The 18890-nt window shown below is 55.0% G+C and carries 21 protein-coding genes and 1 pseudogene; 13 read left to right on the forward strand and 9 right to left on the reverse strand.

What is annotated here, in order from left to right; genetic code table 11:
• Positions 1-4: 4 nt before the first annotated feature.
• Both ACFOWX_RS10640 and ACFOWX_RS10645 read right to left on the reverse strand, forming a co-directional pair.
• Positions 5-316: a hypothetical protein gene (locus tag ACFOWX_RS10640; RefSeq protein WP_381423915.1), complete on the reverse strand. Its 312-nt coding sequence runs from the start codon at positions 314-316 to the stop codon at positions 5-7.
• Positions 317-331: 15 nt separating this feature from the next.
• Positions 332-1840, reverse strand: coding sequence for a YifB family Mg chelatase-like AAA ATPase (locus tag ACFOWX_RS10645; protein WP_381423917.1), 1509 nt, complete (start codon positions 1838-1840; stop codon positions 332-334).
• Positions 1841-2009: 169 nt separating this feature from the next.
• Here ACFOWX_RS10645 and ACFOWX_RS10650 point away from each other — a divergent pair, with 169 nt between their 5' ends.
• The 8 genes from ACFOWX_RS10650 (at position 2010) to ACFOWX_RS10685 (ending at position 7173) form a co-directional block, all read left to right on the forward strand.
• A complete protein-coding gene (locus tag ACFOWX_RS10650; protein ID WP_381423919.1) occupies positions 2010-2720 on the forward strand; it encodes a hypothetical protein in 711 nt (236 codons plus the stop codon).
• Positions 2721-2818: 98 nt separating this feature from the next.
• Positions 2819-3166 carry a PGPGW domain-containing protein gene (locus ACFOWX_RS10655; protein WP_381423921.1) on the forward strand — a complete coding sequence of 116 codons (348 nt, stop codon included), beginning with the start codon at positions 2819-2821 and terminating at the stop codon, positions 3164-3166.
• 105 nt (positions 3167-3271) lie between these two features.
• Complete coding sequence (gene rpmH / locus ACFOWX_RS10660; protein WP_381423923.1) at positions 3272-3406, forward strand: 50S ribosomal protein L34; 135 nt, start codon at positions 3272-3274, stop codon at positions 3404-3406.
• Positions 3407-3431: 25 nt separating this feature from the next.
• On the forward strand, positions 3432-3767 hold the full coding sequence (gene rnpA, locus ACFOWX_RS10665; protein ID WP_381423925.1) for a ribonuclease P protein component: 336 nt from the start codon (positions 3432-3434) through the stop codon (positions 3765-3767).
• Positions 3764-3976, forward strand: a complete 213-nt coding sequence (gene yidD, locus ACFOWX_RS10670) for a membrane protein insertion efficiency factor YidD (RefSeq protein ID WP_381423927.1) — start codon at positions 3764-3766, stop codon at positions 3974-3976. Before rnpA ends, yidD begins: the two co-directional genes overlap by 4 nt.
• Positions 3977-4036: 60 nt before the next feature.
• Positions 4037-5839, forward strand: a complete 1803-nt coding sequence (yidC, locus tag ACFOWX_RS10675) for a membrane protein insertase YidC (protein ID WP_381423929.1) — start codon at positions 4037-4039, stop codon at positions 5837-5839.
• Between the two features lie 5 nt (positions 5840-5844).
• Positions 5845-6471 carry a ribosome biogenesis GTP-binding protein YihA/YsxC gene (gene yihA / locus ACFOWX_RS10680; RefSeq protein ID WP_381423931.1) on the forward strand — a complete coding sequence of 209 codons (627 nt, stop codon included), beginning with the start codon at positions 5845-5847 and terminating at the stop codon, positions 6469-6471.
• Positions 6472-6510: 39 nt separating this feature from the next.
• Entirely contained in the window at positions 6511-7173 is a 663-nt protein-coding gene (locus tag ACFOWX_RS10685) for a glutathione S-transferase family protein (RefSeq protein ID WP_381423933.1), read from the forward strand.
• Between the two features lie 5 nt (positions 7174-7178).
• Here the strand turns inward: ACFOWX_RS10685 and ACFOWX_RS10690 are convergent, their stop codons facing one another.
• Positions 7179-7643 (reverse strand): cupin domain-containing protein, encoded by a 465-nt coding sequence (locus ACFOWX_RS10690; protein WP_381423935.1) that lies wholly within the window; start codon positions 7641-7643, stop codon positions 7179-7181.
• Between the two features lie 73 nt (positions 7644-7716).
• Between ACFOWX_RS10690 and dapE the strand changes: the two genes are divergently transcribed.
• A complete protein-coding gene (gene dapE, locus ACFOWX_RS10695) occupies positions 7717-8862 on the forward strand; it encodes a succinyl-diaminopimelate desuccinylase (RefSeq protein ID WP_381423937.1) in 1146 nt (381 codons plus the stop codon).
• On the opposite strand, the gene ACFOWX_RS10700 is transcribed toward dapE, so the two are convergent.
• Genes ACFOWX_RS10700 through ACFOWX_RS10710 form a run of 3 tightly spaced genes read right to left on the reverse strand, consistent with a single transcriptional unit; the run spans position 8859 to position 11338 of the window.
• On the reverse strand, positions 8859-9434 hold the full coding sequence (locus ACFOWX_RS10700; RefSeq protein ID WP_381423939.1) for a Smr/MutS family protein: 576 nt from the start codon (positions 9432-9434) through the stop codon (positions 8859-8861). The two genes, dapE and ACFOWX_RS10700, sit on opposite strands and share 4 nt — an antisense overlap.
• 10 nt (positions 9435-9444) lie before the next feature.
• On the reverse strand, positions 9445-10716 hold the full coding sequence (gene mltA, locus ACFOWX_RS10705) for a murein transglycosylase A (protein ID WP_381425013.1): 1272 nt from the start codon (positions 10714-10716) through the stop codon (positions 9445-9447).
• Positions 10706-11338: a Tim44/TimA family putative adaptor protein gene (locus ACFOWX_RS10710; RefSeq protein WP_381425015.1), complete on the reverse strand. Its 633-nt coding sequence runs from the start codon at positions 11336-11338 to the stop codon at positions 10706-10708. Before ACFOWX_RS10710 ends, mltA begins: the two co-directional genes overlap by 11 nt.
• Positions 11339-11625: 287 nt before the next feature.
• Here ACFOWX_RS10710 and secB point away from each other — a divergent pair, with 287 nt between their 5' ends.
• The 4 genes from secB (at position 11626) to ACFOWX_RS10730 (ending at position 15629) form a co-directional block, all read left to right on the forward strand.
• Positions 11626-12144, forward strand: coding sequence for a protein-export chaperone SecB (gene secB, locus ACFOWX_RS10715; protein WP_381423941.1), 519 nt, complete (start codon positions 11626-11628; stop codon positions 12142-12144).
• 61 nt (positions 12145-12205) lie between these two features.
• Positions 12206-13810, forward strand: coding sequence for a murein biosynthesis integral membrane protein MurJ (gene murJ, locus ACFOWX_RS10720; RefSeq protein WP_381423943.1), 1605 nt, complete (start codon positions 12206-12208; stop codon positions 13808-13810).
• An 11-nt stretch (positions 13811-13821) separates the two neighbouring features.
• Positions 13822-14814: a tryptophan--tRNA ligase gene (gene trpS / locus ACFOWX_RS10725; RefSeq protein WP_381423945.1), complete on the forward strand. Its 993-nt coding sequence runs from the start codon at positions 13822-13824 to the stop codon at positions 14812-14814.
• 101 nt (positions 14815-14915) lie between these two features.
• Complete coding sequence (locus tag ACFOWX_RS10730) at positions 14916-15629, forward strand: DUF4136 domain-containing protein (protein ID WP_381425018.1); 714 nt, start codon at positions 14916-14918, stop codon at positions 15627-15629.
• A 92-nt stretch (positions 15630-15721) separates the two neighbouring features.
• Here the strand turns inward: ACFOWX_RS10730 and ACFOWX_RS10735 are convergent, their stop codons facing one another.
• From ACFOWX_RS10735 to dnaA, 3 genes and pseudogenes are all read right to left on the reverse strand, one after another.
• The gene (locus tag ACFOWX_RS10735; protein ID WP_381425077.1) at positions 15722-16840 is read right to left on the reverse strand and encodes a hypothetical protein; all 1119 of its coding nucleotides are present in this window, start codon (positions 16838-16840) and stop codon (positions 15722-15724) included.
• 201 nt (positions 16841-17041) lie between these two features.
• Positions 17042-17086: pseudogene (locus ACFOWX_RS10740) on the reverse strand (hypothetical protein); the annotation flags it as partial.
• 70 nt (positions 17087-17156) lie between these two features.
• Positions 17157-18578 (reverse strand): chromosomal replication initiator protein DnaA, encoded by a 1422-nt coding sequence (gene dnaA / locus ACFOWX_RS10745; RefSeq protein ID WP_381423948.1) that lies wholly within the window; start codon positions 18576-18578, stop codon positions 17157-17159.
• Positions 18579-18890 lie beyond the last annotated feature (312 nt).

Below are 18890 nucleotides of genomic sequence, written 5' to 3' on the forward strand. Positions count from 1 at the left end.
AGAATCACAGCCGTTCGGCGATATTAAATTCCGGATTGTCGGCCATTTGCATAAATGCACCCATGATCGCCTGTACCGTTTCGCCGGGCATATCTTCGCCCGTAAATCCAGCGAGATCAGAAATTTCAAAAATCTCAAAATAGCTTTGCGCCGGAGCGCCTTCACCCATGAGCAAGCCGGTTACCCGGAAAGTTTCAAAGCTTTCCACTCGTTTCAATCCGCGCATTGCCGGTTGATCGGTTTCGCGCACCCATTGTTCAAACTGCTCCGGCGTAACGCCGTCTTTCAAATTATACCTTAACATTAAATAGGCCATGATTATTCCTCGTCATTAATTACGCGGAGCTTGCCGCCTGTACGACAATGCTTCGGCGATATGAATGCGGCCCACTGCATCGTTTCCTGCCAGATCGGCTATCGTCCTTGCAACCCTTAATATACGCGTATAGCCGCGCGCCGATAAACGCATTGCCTCTGCGGCCTGCGCCAACAATGTTCGCCCTGCATCATCAGGCGCAGCATGATCAGTCAATGCATCCCCGTCCAATTCAGCGTTGGTGCGCGCCGCCATGCCCATTAATCGCTCGCTTTGGCGGTCCCGTGCCGCCTTTACCCGCGCCGCAACCTCGGCCGAACCTTCGGCGGCAGGCGGCAGGACAAGGTCAGCCGCGCTCACCGCCTGCACCTCAACATGCAGGTCAATCCGGTCAAGCAGCGGCCCTGACACTTTCGACTGATAATCGGCGGCGCAGCGCGGTGCCCGCGAACAGGCGAGTGCAGGATCGCCCAAATGGCCGCATCGGCATGGGTTCATCGCAGCGATCAGCTGCACATTGGCGGGGAAGGTAACATGGCTGTTGGCGCGTGCCACACTGACCACTCCGGTTTCCAATGGTTGCCGCAAACTATCCAGAACGCCGCGCTGAAATTCGGGCAGTTCGTCGAGAAACAATACCCCCAAATGCGCTAGGCTCACCTCACCCGGACGCACTTTTAATCCGCCGCCGACCAGCGCGGGCATGGACGCGCTATGATGTGGTGAGCGATAGGGGCGGGTGCGCGATAGCCGCCCGCCCTCCAGCATGCCGGCAACCGATGCCACCATCGACACCTCCAGCGCCTCCGACGGTGTCAGTTCGGGCAAAATTCCGGGTAGGCACGACGCCAGCAACGACTTCCCCGCCCCGGGCGGCCCGGACATCAGCAGATTATGCCCGCCAGCTGCAGCAATTTCGAGCGCGCGTTTCGCCGTTTCCTGTCCCTTGACCATTTTCAGATCCGGGCCAGCCGCTGGTGGTTCGACCTCCCCCGGGCGCGGCGGCGACAGGATCGCTTGCCCCTTAAAATGATTGAGCAAAGTCAATAAATCGGGCGCGGCCAATACCTCAATCTGCCCGGCCCAAGCCGCCTCTGCCCCCTGCATGGCAGGACAGATCAGCCCCATATCCTGCGATCCCGCATGAATCGCCGCCAGCAATACGCCGGGTGACGCGGCAACGCGGCCATCCAACCCCAACTCGCCGACAACAACATATTGCGCCAATGCTTCGGCATCGACCACGCCCATCGCGGACAGCAGCGCAAGCGCAATCGGCAGGTCATAATGCGACCCCTCCTTGGGCAGGTCCGCCGGCGATAAATTGACGATAATTCGTTTGGGCGGCAGCGATAGGCCCAGCGCAGAAATCGCGGCCCGCACCCGCTCCCGGCTTTCCGCAACGGCTTTATCCGGCAAGCCAACAACTGAAAATCCGACCATACCGGGCGCGACCTGACACTGCACCTCTACACTGCGCGCCTCCAGCCCCAGATACGCCACGGTCGAAACAATGGAAACCATAATACCCCCTATTTGTTCCTATAGACATGGCGCGATTTTTCCTCCGAGTCCAGCGATGCCGTTCATATACGATGGGATAGGGTTAAATTTTGCGAAACCCTGTCCGGTTACGCGCCCTCAACTGTGCCTCAGCTACTCCTATTGCGCGGTATAAAAGGGGGTAATGAATATGCGCTCAGGATTGCAGACGACAGCGTTCAGGGCGGCATTGCCTGCTTTGTCTCTGCTGTTTTATGCAGGGCCCAGCAGCGCCGCTTCGATCACCGTTGAAACTGAAATTTACGAATGGACAGAATCTGTCCCCGAACAGGAACTTGCTGCTGCTCCGACTATGCTGCCGCAACAGGTCGATTCGGGTCGCAAACTGCTGGCGAGCTATGGTCCCTTTCATGTAGTGGGTCATGACCGGGTTGAGCTCGCCGGCAGTATCGAAAGCAGCAGTGTTGGGCAATTTCGCGCGATGCTGTCCGCTTGGCCAGGGATTATGCAGATCGACATGGTGGATTGCCCCGGAACCGGCGATGATGCCGCGATATTTGCTATTGCCCGCTTGGTCAGGCGCGCAGGAATTGCAACCCATGTCCCCGATGGCGGATTTGTTGCATCGGGCGCGGTTGAGCTGTTCCTGTCCGGAGCCAAACGCAGCGCTGCACCTACGGCGGAATTTGCGGTGCATAGCTGGCGCGACAGCGACGGGATGGAGGCGGATGATTATGCCGCCGATGATCCGGTCAATATGGAATATATCCGCTTCTACACCGAAATGGGATTGCCACAGGACAAGGCAAATGCATTCTATGCATTGACCAACAGCGTCGGGCATGATGATGCCTTGTATCTCGGCCGTTCCGATATCGCAGCTTATATTCCTTTGGATTGACCGGAAGCTACTTCACACCGGCAACCAATCGATCAGCACCCCATATCCGCCGATGAAGCGCACTTGCATTCATTTGCGCATCGCACCACATCAGGAATATGGACCACGAAGAACCCGAATATACCAAATTGAGCCCGAAAGAGCGCCGCAATACCGCGGGGTGGCGGATGCTCATGCTCGTCATCGGATGGCTTTTAATCATTGCATCGCCGATTATCGGCGCCTTACCGGGCCCGGGCTTCTTGATTTTATTTCCTATCGGTTTGGCCATGGTTTTGAAAAATTCCCGCTGGGCCAAAAAGCAATATTTGAAGCTGCGTGACCGCCATCCCGAATATGGGCGGTGGACTGATTGGGCGCTCCGCAGGAAAAAAGAAGGCACGCGCCCTCCTGTTCCACCGCTCAAACGCGATATATTGCGCTTTTTTCGGATCAGGCGCGGTTGACTTTTGCCGCCCGCCGCCATAATGCGCCCATCAACAAAGGCGGTCGCCGTACAGATTCGGCGGCCTTTTGCTTTTTAGACATCGAATATTCTAAGGATTACCGCCATGAAGCGCACCTTTCAACCGAGCAACCTAGTCCGCTCACGCCGTCACGGCTTCCGTCACCGTATGGCGACTGCCTCTGGCCGTGCGATTTTGAACGCACGCCGGGCCCGTGGCCGCAAGAAGCTGTCTGCTTAATCACTGATCTGGCGGAGGCGTGCTGATGCCGCCTTATACCGTGATACAAAAACGCGCTGATTTTCTCAGCGCCAACCGGGGCAAGCGATTCGCGCGTCCCGGTTTTGTTTTGCTGGTATCCGACCGGCGCGACGATGATCCAACAAAACGGCTTGGCATTACCATCACCAAAAAAGTCGGTAATGCCGTGGTGCGTAACAGGATGCGGCGGCGCTTTCGCGCTTTGATGCGGGAGATGCTGGAGGAAAAAGGCAAAGCCGGTGCGGACCATATATTGATCGGCCGCGATGGCGGCATAGAGATGGAATTTGACCAGCTACGCCGTGATTTATACATGGCCTTTGACCGGATTGCCCAATGATTGCAAAGCTGTTCATCCTGATCGCGCGCGGTTGGCAATTGGGACCATCGCGGATTTTGCCGCCAAGTTGCAGATACAGCCCGAGCTGTTCGCAATATGCAATTATCGCCTTACAAAAATATGGGGCAATTAAGGGTAGCTGGCTCGCGCTCAAGCGGCTATTGCGCTGCCAACCATGGGGCGGCCATGGACATGATCCGGTGCCTTAATGAAAGGCAACCTGCCGCGCATTTGAATGACTGACAGATAGAAACAGGGAATATATACCAGTGGAAGACAAGCGGAACGTCATAATCGCCATGCTATTCGCGGCGCTGATTCTATTTGCATGGGGGCCGCTGACCCGCATATTTTTCCCAGACCTCGTCCCGCCGCCGGTTGAACAAAGCGCACCTGCGGCCACGGGCAACAACTCGGCTGCGCCCGGCTCTGCTCCATCTGCGGGCGGCGCAGGAAATGTTCCGGTTACAGATGGCGGCATTGGCTCTGCGCCTGCACCAAAGCAGAAAATTACGCTGGCTTCTGCTCTTGCCGCAAGTCCCCGGGTTGCCATTGAGACGCCTAAGTTAAAAGGCTCCATTAATTTGCAGGGCGCGAAGTTTGACGACCTACTGCTGCTCGCCCACCGCACGGAGCTGGCCAAAGACTCGCCGCCTGTGCGCCTGTTTTCTCCGTCGCGCACCGAAAAAGCGTATTTCGCGCGCTTTGGCTGGACAGCATCGGGGATAAAAGTTCCGGGCGCAGACACACTGTGGACGGCCAGCGGCGCAAAGCTGACCCCGACAACGCCGGTCACACTCAGCTGGAAAAATGACAGCGGGCAGACCTTTGGCATCGCATTGTCGATCGACGAAAATTACCTGATCACTGCACAGCAAAGCGTAACCAATGGCGGTGCAGCCGCAGTTCAAGTTGCGCCCTTTGGCCTGATCAGCCGCGACGGAAAATCGGCCGATCCCGACACGTTTAACATTCACGCAGGCCCCATGGGCGTATTTGGCGGCGCAGCGAATTATGAATGGGATTATGACGATCTCGATGAAGCACCGGGTAAACAGCAAAGCTTTAAGACCACTGGCGGCTGGATCGGCTTTACCGATAAATATTGGCTCGCCGCAATGATCCCCGATCAAAAAACACCGATCGAGGCCAATATGCGGGCCGGCGGCGACAATTATCAAACCGATATGGTCACTGCCCAAAAAACCGCGATTGCCCCCGGCAAAAGCGCCACGCAAAGCTCCCGCCTTTTTGCCGGGGCGAAAGAGGTGCAGGTCCTCGATCAATATACCGAAAAGCTGGGCATTACCTATCTCGACTATTCGATCGATTGGGGCTGGTTCTGGTTCATTGCCATTCCGTTCTTTTGGATATTGCATTGGCTGTTTGGAATTTTCGGCAATTTCGGGGTCGCGATTATTGGCCTCACGCTTATCGTTCGGATGTTTATGTTCCCTGTCGCGCAGCGTCAGTTTGGTAGTATGGCCGCGATGCGGGTGTTGCAGCCGAAGATGAAAGCACTGCAAGAACGATATAAGGAAGACAAGCCGAAGCTGCAGCAGGAAATGATGAAGCTGTATAAGGATGAGAAGGTCAATCCGCTGGCTGGATGCCTGCCAATCGTGCTCCAAATCCCGGTATTCTTCGCGCTGTATAAAGTGTTGATGTTGTCGATTGAGATGCGTCACCAACCTTTTGCATTGTGGCTGCAGGATTTGTCCGCGCCGGATCCATCGGCGCATATTATCTGGGATGCGCTGGGCACAGGGATAGTCTTGCCCGCCTTCCTAGCCATTGGTGTCCTACCAATCCTGCTGGGCGTGACCATGTGGTTGATGCAGAAATTGAACCCGCAGCCAATGGATGAAGTGCAGAAACAGGTTTTTGCGATCATGCCCTGGTTCCTGATGTTCATCATGGCGCCATTTGCGGCGGGGCTTCAGTTATATTGGGTTGTGTCCAACTGTATTTCGATATTGCAGCAAAAATGGCTCTATTCCCGCCATCCGGTTTTGAAACAACAAGCCGCGAAGGATGCCGAGGAAAAAGATAGCGCCAAGATAAAAAGCTGATCCATGTGACCAACGACCCCAATGACATAAAGATATTCTCCGGGCCGATTTCCTTCTTGAAATCTGCGCCGCAATTGCAGCATTTGCCCGATGCGGAAGTACCGGAAATTGCCTTTGCCGGACGGAGCAATGTGGGCAAGTCGAGCCTGATCAATGCGCTGACCGGGCGCAAGGCATTGGCGCGTGCATCAAACACGCCGGGCCGGACGCAGGAGCTGAATTTCTTTGACGTCGGCGACCCGCTGCTGTTCCGTATCGTCGATATGCCCGGCTATGGCTATGCGAAGGCACCGGTGCAAACAGTGAAAAAATGGCGGTATTTGATCAACGATTACCTGCGCGGGCGCACGGTGCTCAAACGCGTATTTGTTCTTATCGACAGCCGCCATGGTATAAAGGATGTCGATAAAGAGATACTCAATATGTTGGATGCCGCCGCTACAAGTTACCGCATTGTCCTGACCAAAACCGATAAGATAAAGGCTAGCGAACTGGAGAAGGTCGTCGCCGAAACACAGGTTGCTCTCGCCAAACGCGCCGCCGCCTATCCTGAAATGTCGGTGACATCGGCGGAAAAAAAGGGCGGCATTGATGAATTGCGCAGCGCCGTGTTAGAGGCAGTATATATTTGAAGTTAAATCCCGCACCGCTGGCCGTATAAAGGGTATGACATGAAATTGATCATCGGAAATAAAGCCTATTCCAGCTGGTCCTTACGCGGATGGCTGGCGGCGAAACAATCCGGTCTTGCATTCGAAGAGATTACCGTGCCGCTCTATGATGAAGGCTGGGACGAGCGCAAACGCGAAGAAGACCTGGCCCCTTCATCGGGCAAAGTGCCGATATTATGGGACGGCGATGCGGTCATCTGGGACAGTTTGGCGATCATCGAATATCTGTCCGACAAGGTTGGCCGCGACCGTTTCTGGCCAAAGGATGAGGTTGCGCGCGGCATGGCGCGGTCCATGTGTGCGGAAATGCATTCGGGCTATTTGCCGCTCCGCCGCGAATGCCCGATGAACATTCGCAAGACATTCGAAGATGTCACGATCAGCGGTGAAACACGGCAGGATGCCATCCGCATATTACAGCTATGGGCCGAGGCGCGCAGCCGTTTCGGCAAAGAGGGCCCCTATTTATTCGGCACATTCAGCGCGGCCGACATCATGTTTGCGCCCGTGGTTACCCGCTTCATCACCTATGGCTTCACCCTACCCGGCTTTGCCGCCGCCTATGCTGAAACGATGATGGGGCACAGGTGGATGGAAGAATGGTTTCAAGCCGCCGGTGAAGAGGAATGGACAATCGAAAAGTTTGAAACGCCGGCAACATAAACGGATTATGGCAAACGCTGTGCTTCATATGGCTTTCCATCCTTATGGAAGTATCCCTCCTCCCCAAATATCATATCAATATCGCTATAGCCCCCTCCCCTTGACCGGTCCCCCGCACCGACGGCAATGAATATGCAATCGGCTTTGCTACGATTTTGCAAATGATGTCCATTGTTGACGCCCGCTGGAAAGGCCGCAATATCCCCGGGGTGCATGATCGTTTCGCCTGCGTCCTCGACAAGGACAGCTTCTCCGGACAGCATGATCACAAGTTCGTCCTCGCCGTCATGCCAATGGCGCTGTGACGACCAAGCCCCGGGTTTCAACACAACATGGCTTGCACCCATTTGTGTTAGCCCTGATGGCGGCGCAAGACGGCGATACCACCGTCCCGCCACCTCGCGGTCGAACGGTGTCGGATAGCCGGTATTGTTCACTTGCTCTATGGCATTCAAGTTGATTTTCGGCATGGCATTTTCCTTTCCTACAGCAAGCATAAATTGAATGGACAAAGGCTAGCCATATTGCCATTTGTGGGGAAGCATGAATGACCATACCCCCCTTTCCATCGCCAAGGCTTTGATCGCCTGTCCCAGCATCACCCCTGCAACCGGCAGCGTGTTTGACGCCGCCGAAGCCATGCTCGAACTGCTCGGTTTTACTGTTGAACGGTTTTTGGCGGGCGAAGGGGACGATGATCCCGATCATGGCGCGCCGGTGGAAAATCTGTTCGCGATACGCGGTAATGGGGGGCGGCATTTTGCCTTTGCCGGCCATTTCGATGTGGTGCCGCCGGGCAACGGATGGACCAGCGACCCATTTGAACCAGAAATTCGCGGCGACCTGCTCTATGGGCGCGGCGCGGTGGATATGAAGGGCAGCATCGCGGCCTTCATCGCCGCGCTGAAACATATACCGGAGGATGCCGGTACGATCAGCTTGATTATCACCGGCGATGAAGAGGGCCCCGCCATTTACGGCACCCGCGCGCTGATCGATCATATGCAGGCGCGAGGCACCATTCCAGACATGTGCCTTGTCGGCGAACCCACCAGCGTCAACCGACTTGGCGATATGATGAAAATCGGTCGGCGCGGCAGCGTCAATATGTGGATCACCGTCGAAGGCGTCCAAGGCCATGTCGCTTATCCGCATCTGGCCGACAATCCGATCACCAAATTGACAGCGATATTAGCGGAGATTGACGCGCTCATACTGGATGAAGGCACGGAGTTTTTCCAACCGAGCAACATTGAGGTGACCGACCTGACCGTCGGCAACCCGGCGCATAATGTAATCCCCGCGCGGGCCGAAGCGCGGCTGTCCATTCGGTTTAATGACCGGCATAGCGGTGACAGCTTGTCCAAAATGATTGCAGAAATTGTTGAACGGGGCGGCGGTACATTAAAGCCGGTCATCTCCGGCGAACCATTTTTCACGCCGCCGGGTGAATTATCGAATGCGATTGCATCGGCAGTGAAGGCGGTCACGGGTCTCGACCCCGAACCGTCGACCACTGGCGGTACGTCCGATGCCCGTTTCCTGTCAAAAATCTGCCCCGTGGTCGAATTTGGCCTATGCAATGCAACAATGCATAAATTGGATGAGGCCGTGGCGATTGCCGATCTCGACCAGCTCACCGAAATTTACCGCCGGATAGTGACGGCGATACTTACGGTCAGAACCTAACGTTTCAAAATAATGTAGAGCGCGCCTGCACCGCCATGGCGGGGATGGGCATTGCGTACGGCGGCTATCGATCCAGCATGGCGCGACGCGGCTAGCCAATCGCGCACTACACTGGCAATTGCGCCGCGACCTTCGCCGCTATGCCGGTCATGGCTGCGCGGCTTTCCGGTAACGAGCAGCAGAACCCGGGCACGCTGCGCTATCGCCTGCTCCAGAGCGCCGTCGAGCCGATTATAGGCGCCCGACAAAGCCGTGCCATGCAAGTCGACATGAACATCGGGAATGATCGCGCCCTTGCCGATCCGCCTGTCCCAATGGCCATCGAGATTATGGTTCAGCACCTTTGGCGCTGGCGGCCGCTCAGGCGCTGTGCTTCTCGATTTTTTCGCAGGCAGGGCCGCCGCGTCCGGTAATCGCTTTGGGCTGGAGAGCGAATCTGCTCTGGGCTGGGGAGAATCAGGTTGGCCAATCGATGCAGGCGGTTTGTGCGGAGCGGTCCGGTGCAAAGGCTGCACCGTTTCGATCACCCGGCTCCAAAGCGCCTTTTCGCCATCATTTAGCGGACGCGCCATGGCCCGCCGCCTAACGCCCGAGGCGCTGGACCGACGCCTTGGGCAGGAAGATTAGGGCCGCTCCGCGCGCCGCCATCCCGCCCGCGATGCTGCGTGCGCGGTCACCTGCGCCCCAAAATGTATCAAATCGGTTGCTGCCTTTTATCGCACCGCCGGTATCCTGCGCAATCCAAAGCCCGTTGGGCTCCGCGCGGTCCATTGACAGAAACACCGGCGCGCCGAGCGGCACATATTTCACATCCGCCGCCACGCTGGTTTCGCCCACCACCGGATATCCCATCGCGCCCAAAGGCCCGGGTCCGGTCAGCTCACGGAAGAAAATGAAGCTTTTATTTTCCTGCATAATTTTCCGCCCCTCTTCGGGGTTGCGGCGCAACCAGCTGACAATGCCCTGCATCGACGATTCGCCGGGGCCAAGCAGGCCGCGATCCTTCATCAATTTGCCAATGCCAGTATAATCGCGGCCATTTTGACTGTCATAGCCGATGCGCATCACATTCCCGTCGGGCAAGCGGAGCCTGCCGGAGCCTTGCACTTGCAGGAAGAAAAACTCGACAGGGTCGGCGGCATAGGCAATTTCCAGCCCTCGTCCCGATAGGGAACCGCTTTCAATCGCCGCGCGGTCATCATATAGGGTCAGGTTGCTACCCTGCACCTTTCCGCGGATTTTCTTACCTTTTAGATCGTCTGAAAACTGGCCCAAATCGACGTCAATCAAATCCGATGGGCGTTTGTAAACGGGCACTTCATAGCCGCGCTGCCGGGTGCGTGATCCCGCAATTTCTGGTTCGAAATATCCTGTGGCAAACGCTTTGCCATCGCCCACCTGTACCGCGTCCATATAGGTGGCGAAGAAGGAAATGGAATCCCCGGTCCAGCTTTTGACCGCATCGCAGGCTGCCTGCCAATCCGAATTTTGGGTTAGCCCCGATTGGTCCGTGCGGCGCAGCAATCCGGGACAGCTTGTTCGAAAAGCCGCCATGGCGGAATCCGCTTTAGACCGGCTGATTTGTAAGGTCGCTATTTGCGGACCGCGCACCACGCCCAGCGCCGCCGCATTTTCGCCGCTGCCCGCCGGGACGGGCGCTGGTAACGTAGCATTGGGTGTGGACGCAACAGGCTGCGCCGCGCGCTCCTCCGGTCCGCTTGACACAGGCGGCGATGAGGCGGGATTCACCCCGCCATTGGGTATGATGCCGCTGGAACATGCCGAAAATAGCAATAATGATGGAATCAGCAGGACGAACGCGCGCGCAGGGCGCGGCAACCGTTTACACAGCATCGGTTTCGTCAAGTTTCCAATTGCGATCACCGCTTTTTACGTCGCGAACAAATGTCCAAATATCATGCGCTTCGACGGCATCTGACATTGTGCCGCCAATGATATTGCCCTCGCCATCTTTGACCAATGCGGCAATATCGGCGTCAAAACGCATTGTGATACGGGCCAGTGGATGATCATATTCAGCGCGGACGATACGCGCCGTTTCAATACGGATAAGGCGGTTTTCCAATACCTCCCCGCGTTCTTCACGCTCCGCAATCACCTCAACAAAATCATCCAGAACATCGTCATCGCATAAAAATTGCAACGTGCTGCGATCGCCCTTCCAGAAAGCTTCCAATGTCACCTTGTAGGCGGATTTCGCGCCTTCGACAAATAGGGCAGGATCAAATTGACGGTCCGCATTCATGATTGCCCGCAAGCCGCTTTCGGCGCCTTGGTCCATGTCAAACCCAGCAGGCGGATTGTTCGCTCCCGCTGGCTGCATCATCGGGGCGGGCGCAATTACGGGCGCACTGCGTTGTTCATCCAATGGTTGGCGTGCAACAGGCTCTTGTTCATGCCCCGTCCGTTTACCCAGCACAGAATAAAGCCGGAGACCTAGAAAACCAGCTACCATCGCCAGCAAGATGATTGATATTGATGTAGACACAAAGCCTCCGCCCAATTGGGAATTGTTGGATCGATTAAGCATGGAAAAGCCAACTTTTCCATACGGTCATAACCCCCACATAGGCATTATTAAGCAAAGTTTCAAACCGCTTTGCCAAATAAAAGCCACGATAAGGTTTTTGCACGCAATAGCGCACAAAAGATTGCCCTTTGCTTAACCCCCTGCTAGGCGCGGCGGTTGATAAATTCGGGGGCATTTGCCCTAATCATACAATTGATGGGAAAGTTAAGACAATGGCCGAAGAAGAGGGCAATATCACATCCGGAAATCAAGATGCGGCTGCCGCAAATGGAGCGGATACCGCACCGCAAGTGGGCATGCTGAACCAATATATAAAAGATTTATCGGTCGAAAACCCCAACGCCCCGCGCAGCTATAGCTGGACCAGCCAGCCGCAGGTCGACGTGCAAGTGAATATCCAGGTCAATTCGATTAATGAAGAAGTGAACGAAGTCGTCATGACGTTGGGCGTGAAAGCAGCAACCGATGAAGGCGTGCAGTTTAACGTCGAACTGGATTATGCGACTTTATTTGGCCTGCGCAATATCAATGACGAGCAAGCGCACCCATTCCTATTTGGCGAAGCGCCGCGCTTGATGTTTCCCTTTGCCCGCCGCGTGATTGCCGATGCAGTGCGCGACGCAGGATTTCCGCCGCTGGTCTTGGAGCCGATTGATTTTAATCAGCTCTACATCCAACAACGCGCACAAGCCGCACAAATGGCCGAACAACAGCCAGCAGGCGAAGCATAAAATTAGACGTTTTTTACAAGGGGAGCAATAATGCTCCCCTTTGTTTATCAGGATTCCTTCCATGAGTCTGATTAAAAACACCTCGACCATCGCCGGTTTCACCATAATCAGCAGGATATTCGGTTTTATCCGCGACATGATTTTGGCGCGGGTATTGGGCGCGGGGCTTGCCGCCGACGCCTATCAATTGGCGTTCACTTTCCCCAACACATTCCGCCGATTATTCGCCGAGGGCGCATTTTCGGTGGCGTTTGTCCCTATGTATTCGCGGATGCTCGCCAGTGAAGATGGTGAGGCAGCGGCGGCGAAATTTGCCGATGATGTTTTGTCGGTGTTTGTTTGGATATTGCTGATATTCTCGGCCATCATGATGCTGGCCATGCCCGGCGTTGTGTGGCTCCTCGCCGGCGAATTTCAATCGGTCCCAGGTAAATTTGATCTGGCCGTATTTTTAAGCCGGGTCACATTCCCCTATCTCGCTTTTATCAGCGTGGTTGCGATGCTCACCGGCCTTTTGAACAGCCGCTCCCGATTTGCGCCCGGCGCCATCGCACCAATCCTGTTCAACCTCGTCCTGATCGGCGGCATAACGGCTGGCTATTATTGGCGCGGGAACAGCGGCGACGATACATATGTTGTCTATGCCCTGTCTGCAGCGGTAGCCTTGTCCGGCTTTGTGCAGATGGTCTATTTATTTTGGGAGGTCCGCCGTGCGGGATTGAAGCTACATATTTCGCGCCCCCGCCTGACTCCAGAGGTCAAAAAACTCGGCATGGTTATCCTGCCTGCGACCTTTGGTGCCGGGATTTACCAAATCAGTCAGTTTGTCGACACATTCTTTGCGACATCACTGCCGCAAGGGTCGCTGACGCTGCTGAAGTTTGCCGACCGGCTAAACCAAATGCCGCTGGGCATTGTGGGCATTGCGCTGGGCACGGCGATCCTTCCCATGTTATCCCGCTATATTCAAAGCGAGGATAAGGCGGAGGCGCAGCGCCTGCAATCCAATGCCTTTGAAATGGCAACCTTGTTAACTCTGCCCGCCGCCGCTGCGCTCGCCATTTGCGCGCCGGCCTTTACCAGCGCCTTTTTCGTGGCGGGGAAATTCACCGCCAATGATGGCGCAATCATGGCAAATATCACTATGGCGCTGGTCGCGGGCCTACCGGCATATGTCATTGTCAAAATATTGAACCCCGGATTTTTTGCGCGCTCCGATACCCGCACACCCGTCATTACGGCTCTGATATCGCTGACCTTTAATATCGGCCTCAACATCTGGTTCATTTGGGGCCTCGGCTGGGGAATTGTTGGATTGGCGGGCGCGACCGCCCTGTCTGCGACGCTCAACTGCCTGCTACTTTATGCAGTGCTTCACAAGCGCGGGTGGTTTTATTTTACTGGAAAGCTGTTTGCCCGCATCCTGCGGCAATTGGTTGCCGTGGCGGTGATGTCCGCTCTGTTATGGTGGTTGATGGATGTCTTGATGCCGCATTTTTCCGGCAGTATATTCGAAAAAATCTGGTCGTTGCTGTTGCTGTGCGGATCGGGACTGTTCGTCTATGCGGTCACCGGATGGATGGTTGGCGCCGTCGACCGCGATGATATTGTCAGCATGTTGCGCCGCCGCCGCAATCAGGATAACGCGCCAGCATCAACTGAATAGGGAAAATCATCATGCGTGTCGTATCGGGCATACAGCCCACCGGAAATTTGCATCTGGGCAATTATCTGGGCGCGATTAAAAATTGGGTGAAAATGCAGGATCAGTGCGAATGCCTGTTCTTCCTCGCTGATCTGCACGCGATTTCCATGCCGCATGATCCTGCTGAACTCAGCGCGTCGACCCGTGAAATGGCGGCGGCGTTGATTGCGGCGGGGGTGGATGCTGATAAGTCTATATTATTCAATCAAGCCCGCGTTCCCGCTCATGCAGAGCTGCAATGGCTGCTCAATGGGACGGCGCGCATGGGCTGGTTGAACCGGATGACTCAATTTAAGGATAAAGCCGGCAAAAACCGAGAAGGATCAAGCATCGCTCTGTTTGCTTACCCCGTCCTACAAGCGGCGGATGTCTTATTATATCAGGCAACCCATGTCCCGGTGGGAGAGGATCAGAAACAGCATCTGGAACTTGCCCGCGACATTGCCGCAAAGTTCAATACGGATTATGATACCGGTCTGTTCCCCCTGCCCGAACCCTATATTACCGGCAGCGCCACGCGGGTGATGAGCCTGCGCAATGGTGAGGCGAAAATGTCGAAATCGGATCCCAGCGACGCGAGCCGGATCAATATGACCGATGATGACGACGTGATTTCGCAAAAAATCCGCAAAGCGAAATCGGATGCTGATGTGCTGCCTTCGGAATTGGACGGCTTGGAAGGCCGGGCGGAGGCGCGCAATTTGGTGAATATCTATGCGGCAACCGCCAATATGGAACCGCAGGCGGTGTTGAACCAATTTGCGGGACAAGGATTCGGTGCATTCAAACCGGCCTTGGCCGAATTGCTCGTCGAAACTCTGCGCCCGATAAGAGAGCGGTTTGTTGATTTGAAACAAGATCAGGCCGCCACCGACGCGCTGCTGAAAAAAGGTGCAGAAAAAGCGGCAGCCCTTGCGAAACCAACATTAGATGCCACATATAATGCACTGGGCTTGCTGCGTTAGCGGCAAGGACAGCACTGATATTCAATTGCGGTTCATCCTATATGGGATATGATCTACCTCATTATTGGGGAAGATCAGCTTGCTGCGAAAAGGAACATATGATGGCAAAGGTCCGAAACATCATCCGTAAAACCGCATTAATGGCGGCCCCATTAGCTTTGCTGACCCTGTCGGGTTGCGCCACGCCTTTCCGGGCGGAAGTATCACGCTTTCAACAATTGCCCGAGACACAGGGTCAAAGCTTTGCGATTGCGCCAGCCGATCCAAAAAATGAAGGCGGTATTGAATTTGATCAATATGCGTCATTGGTCGCCGCAAAAATGTCGGAGCTTGGCTATGTTCCTGCCGCTGACCGAGCAAATGCGGACCTGACGGTGTCGCTTGATTATGGCGTGGATGATGGCAAGGAACGCCGCGTATTGCGTGCTGATCCTTTTTACGATCCCTTTTGGGGCTATGGCCGCGCTGGTTTCTTTGGCTATCGCGGGTTTTACCGCCCGGTGGGCTTTAGGGGCCGTCATGGGCGCCGTTATGTCTACGGCTTTTATGATCCGTTCCTGTTTGGCGGCTACGGCTTTAACGGCGGCTATGATGTTGAGAGTTTCACGGTCTATACCGGCGACATCGACATGAAAATCACCCGCAATAGCGATGGCAAGAGCCTGTTCGAAGGAAAGGCAGAGGCCAAATCGCGGTCGAACAAACTGCCCTATCTGGTGCCCAATTTGATTGAGGCGATGTTCACCGGCTTCCCGGGCAATAGCGGCGAAGTCGTTCGCATCTCCGTGGCGCCAGAGCCCAAGGGTAAAAAATAGCGGGGCATTTGCTGATATCAAAATAAAAGGGCGGGGTTATCCCGCCCTTTTTTTGATATGAGGTAAGGTATTATGCGGGACAGCCCCGCCCCCTAAACGCCGCAGCCCAAATCGGTTTTTCCATAGGCTGGGTTATTCGACGGGTCGATACCAGCATATATTTCCCGCGAGGGCAGTTGGCCATCATCACCCACTTTAACACCGAGCGAACGAAATACTTCCCGCACTTTTTCGGGCGGATCGGCAAAGTAAACCGATTGCGATTCGTAATGCTGCGCTATACCGGTAACGCTGAGCCCCTTAAAGCTGCGCTGCACTTTCAAGAATCGGCTATTGCCTTCCTGCCCATTTTCAAATTTGGTCAGCGCCGCGTCCCGGGCCTCATCATTGGGATAGTCGGCATCCTCAATCGCTTTGCGCTGCGCCGCTTGACGTGCATAGATTTGATCGAACAACGCTTTTATGTCCGGTCCGGCTGCGCAGCCATTGGGATCAAGCTTGATCGCGATTGGCGGCCCCATCGCCGCCTTCCCTGCCTCAGCCAGCACCGATGCGCCATTTGCAATGTAGCCTACTCCGCCTTTTTTTAGGATGATTTCGATATAGTCATTTTGAGTGATTCCCGACGCGGTCACCGTCAACCCCTTGGACAGGCGATCCATAATCACTGCGTCATCGGCCGGTGCATTCCATAATTCGACATTGCCGCCCAAGGTTATAGACTTGCGCGCCAGATCGGTCGCCAAAACTGGCATTTCATTTTCGCTCAAATTGACCAGATTGACAAATCCCCGGCCATCTTCGAGTTCGAGCCATTGATCGCCATCTTTTTCGCTGGCGATAATTTTTCCCTTTGCCTCATCCCCGCGTTTCAACTTTCCGGTGATCTTGCTGCCTTCAACCGACGCAGCATCTCGAATATTGGCCGCGCTATTCGCATAGAATAATTTGGTTTCGGCGGTGACAACTTGTTCAGGATCGGTCTGTGCTGTGGGCGTTCCGCCCTCCCGTCCGCCAATATCATCGGCGATAAACAAGAAATAATAGAGCAAGGCGAGGACGAGCACAGCCGCCGCACCGATGCCGATCCACAATTTGTTAAATCCCGGCCCATCCTGATCGTCCGGGTCATCAAGGGCATATCCCGGGATGCTAACGCTTTCGGGCGGCACGGCCGGTGTCGGCGAAATGGGCGCAGCCGAAATTGACATAGCCTCAACCGGCGGGTCACCAGCACCATTTGGAGGTGGAGGTGGAGGTGGAGGTGGAGGCGGTGGCGGCACAGCAACTGGCGTTTGCGGGGCCGTGGGAGCTGGCGGTGTCGGCGGTATGCTGGCGGGCGGTGCTGCTGCGGCGGGCGGCGGTGCCGATGGTGCTTTTACTGCCGTTCCGCACGAGCCGCAAAAACGCATTTCGGGCGACAATTCAGATCCGCAAGCGGTACAATATCTAAGCAATCATGCCTCCTGTGTTGACCGAGGCATGGATAGAGACACTTTATCGCGATGAAAAGCCCCTGCGTATCGATCAGGCTTCCAATTGCCGCAATAACGTGCGGACATCATTGTCCATTTCGCTATCCTGATCGCGCAGATTCTCAACGAGACGCACAGCATGGATGACGGTGCTATGATCGCGCCCACCAAACTTACGGCCAATTTCTGGATAGCTGCGCGGTGTCATAATCTTCGCAATATACATGGCCACCTGACGCGGGCGCACCACCGCACGAGCACGGCGTTTAGATGACATTTCGCTACGATCGATGCGGTAATATTCGCATACTGCACGCTGGATTTCATCGATGGTGATCCGGCGGCGGCACGCGCTCAATATATCCTTCAGCTGCTCTTCAGCCAATGCGCGGGTAATAGGGCGTCCAGTGAGCTGCGCGTAAGCGAGCAATTTATTGAGGCCGCCTTCTAACTCGCGGACATTACGGCTGATTGTCCGAGCAAGAAATTCTATCACATCTTCGCCCAATATTGTTCCGGGCATTTGTGCCAGCCGCTGTTCCAATATCGTGCGGCGCAGCTCCAGATCAGCCGGTTGAATATCGGCAACCAACCCCATGGACAGACGCGACAATATCCGCTGGTCAACCCCGTCCAGCGCTTGTGGCGCCCGGTCGGCGGCGACAACCAAGCGTTTACCCGCTCCGATGATCGCGTCGATCGTATGCAAAAATTCTTCCTGTGTCGAAACTTTGCCAATGATAAATTGGATATCATCGATCAGCAGCACATCGACCGCGCGCAGCCGCGCCTTGAAATCCATAACTTGCTTCGCCCGCATCGCGGTCACAAATTCCATCATGAACTTTTCAGCAGACATGTATAAAATCTGCGCAGTGGGATTGATGTCGGCATAGGCATGGCCAATGGCGTGCATCAAATGGGTTTTGCCCTGCCCGGTTGCGGCTTGCAGATACAGCGGGTTAAAAAGGGGCTTGTCCGCCGCAGCAACCCGTTCAGCAGCGCTCAGCGCCAAAATATTGGTTTGGCCTTTCACAAAATTGGCAAAGGTCATGCGCGGATCGAGCGTCGCGCGGACCGGCGATGATGAGATCGCCGTCAATTTTGCGGCGTTGCTGTCATCCGGCAATTTTTCGACGCGCACAGATCCCGGCCGCGTGCGGATTTTCAATTGGCGGACAGCTTTATTGGTGCTTTTCCACGCGAGGCTCAACCGGTCCGCATAATGATCGGCAACCCAGCTCGCCGAAAATTCGGACGGAAGGATCAGCTCCAGCGTGCCCGTAAGGTCGCAAAAATCGCCCAATGTGATCGACCTGATCCACTGACCATAAATTTGTGCACCCAAATCCCGGCGCAGGCCCGAAGAAATGCTTTGCCAATCTGTTTCAAATTGTGCGGTCAACGCGCCAGCCTCTATATTGTTATTTTCAAATGCTGATTTTTGCGGCCCGGTATTTGTCTGTGCTCTCACCCTAATTCGCCCCTTTGTCACCCCTTTCGGATCCACCAATTAACCATGTGCTTCATTCTCCTATATTTTGGCGACATAAGACACGGCCCATTTGCGCATACAAATGAAACAAGCAGAATATCACTGTGATATAGGGCGAAGCATCACGAAGAATTGCGTCACCGGTTAAACTCTTTACGCAGGGGTAAACGAGTCGATCAAGAGCAGGGGCGTAAAAAAAATGAAATAAATGCCATTGACTCGAACCAAGCCAAGGATTTGCGTTAAATAATCCATAAAATATTGATATATAGTAATAATATTGAATTCGGT

Origin of the sequence: Sphingorhabdus arenilitoris (genome assembly GCF_042651485.1) — a bacterium.
Lineage (GTDB): Bacteria > Pseudomonadota > Alphaproteobacteria > Sphingomonadales > Sphingomonadaceae > Sphingorhabdus_B > Sphingorhabdus_B arenilitoris.

Coding starts and splice junctions, on each gene's coding strand:
- ACFOWX_RS10730 (WP_381425018.1), top strand. CDS start 14,916: ATGGCAAAGGTCCGAAACATCATCCGTAAAACCGCATTAATGGCGGCC.
- ACFOWX_RS10650 (WP_381423919.1), top strand. CDS start 2,010: ATGCGCTCAGGATTGCAGACGACAGCGTTCAGGGCGGCATTGCCTGCT.
- trpS (WP_381423945.1), top strand. CDS start 13,822: ATGCGTGTCGTATCGGGCATACAGCCCACCGGAAATTTGCATCTGGGC.
- yidD (WP_381423927.1), top strand. CDS start 3,764: ATGATTGCAAAGCTGTTCATCCTGATCGCGCGCGGTTGGCAATTGGGA.
- rpmH (WP_381423923.1), top strand. CDS start 3,272: ATGAAGCGCACCTTTCAACCGAGCAACCTAGTCCGCTCACGCCGTCAC.
- ACFOWX_RS10645 (WP_381423917.1), bottom strand. CDS start 1,840: ATGGTTTCCATTGTTTCGACCGTGGCGTATCTGGGGCTGGAGGCGCGC.
- dapE (WP_381423937.1), top strand. CDS start 7,717: ATGAATGACCATACCCCCCTTTCCATCGCCAAGGCTTTGATCGCCTGT.
- rnpA (WP_381423925.1), top strand. CDS start 3,432: ATGCCGCCTTATACCGTGATACAAAAACGCGCTGATTTTCTCAGCGCC.
- ACFOWX_RS10700 (WP_381423939.1), bottom strand. CDS start 9,434: ATGGCGCGTCCGCTAAATGATGGCGAAAAGGCGCTTTGGAGCCGGGTG.
- ACFOWX_RS10735 (WP_381425077.1), bottom strand. CDS start 16,840: ATGTCAATTTCGGCTGCGCCCATTTCGCCGACACCGGCCGTGCCGCCC.
- ACFOWX_RS10685 (WP_381423933.1), top strand. CDS start 6,511: ATGAAATTGATCATCGGAAATAAAGCCTATTCCAGCTGGTCCTTACGC.
- secB (WP_381423941.1), top strand. CDS start 11,626: ATGGCCGAAGAAGAGGGCAATATCACATCCGGAAATCAAGATGCGGCT.
- ACFOWX_RS10690 (WP_381423935.1), bottom strand. CDS start 7,643: ATGCCGAAAATCAACTTGAATGCCATAGAGCAAGTGAACAATACCGGC.
- ACFOWX_RS10655 (WP_381423921.1), top strand. CDS start 2,819: ATGGACCACGAAGAACCCGAATATACCAAATTGAGCCCGAAAGAGCGC.
- mltA (WP_381425013.1), bottom strand. CDS start 10,716: ATGCTGTGTAAACGGTTGCCGCGCCCTGCGCGCGCGTTCGTCCTGCTG.
- ACFOWX_RS10710 (WP_381425015.1), bottom strand. CDS start 11,338: ATGGTAGCTGGTTTTCTAGGTCTCCGGCTTTATTCTGTGCTGGGTAAA.
- ACFOWX_RS10640 (WP_381423915.1), bottom strand. CDS start 316: ATGGCCTATTTAATGTTAAGGTATAATTTGAAAGACGGCGTTACGCCG.
- murJ (WP_381423943.1), top strand. CDS start 12,206: ATGAGTCTGATTAAAAACACCTCGACCATCGCCGGTTTCACCATAATC.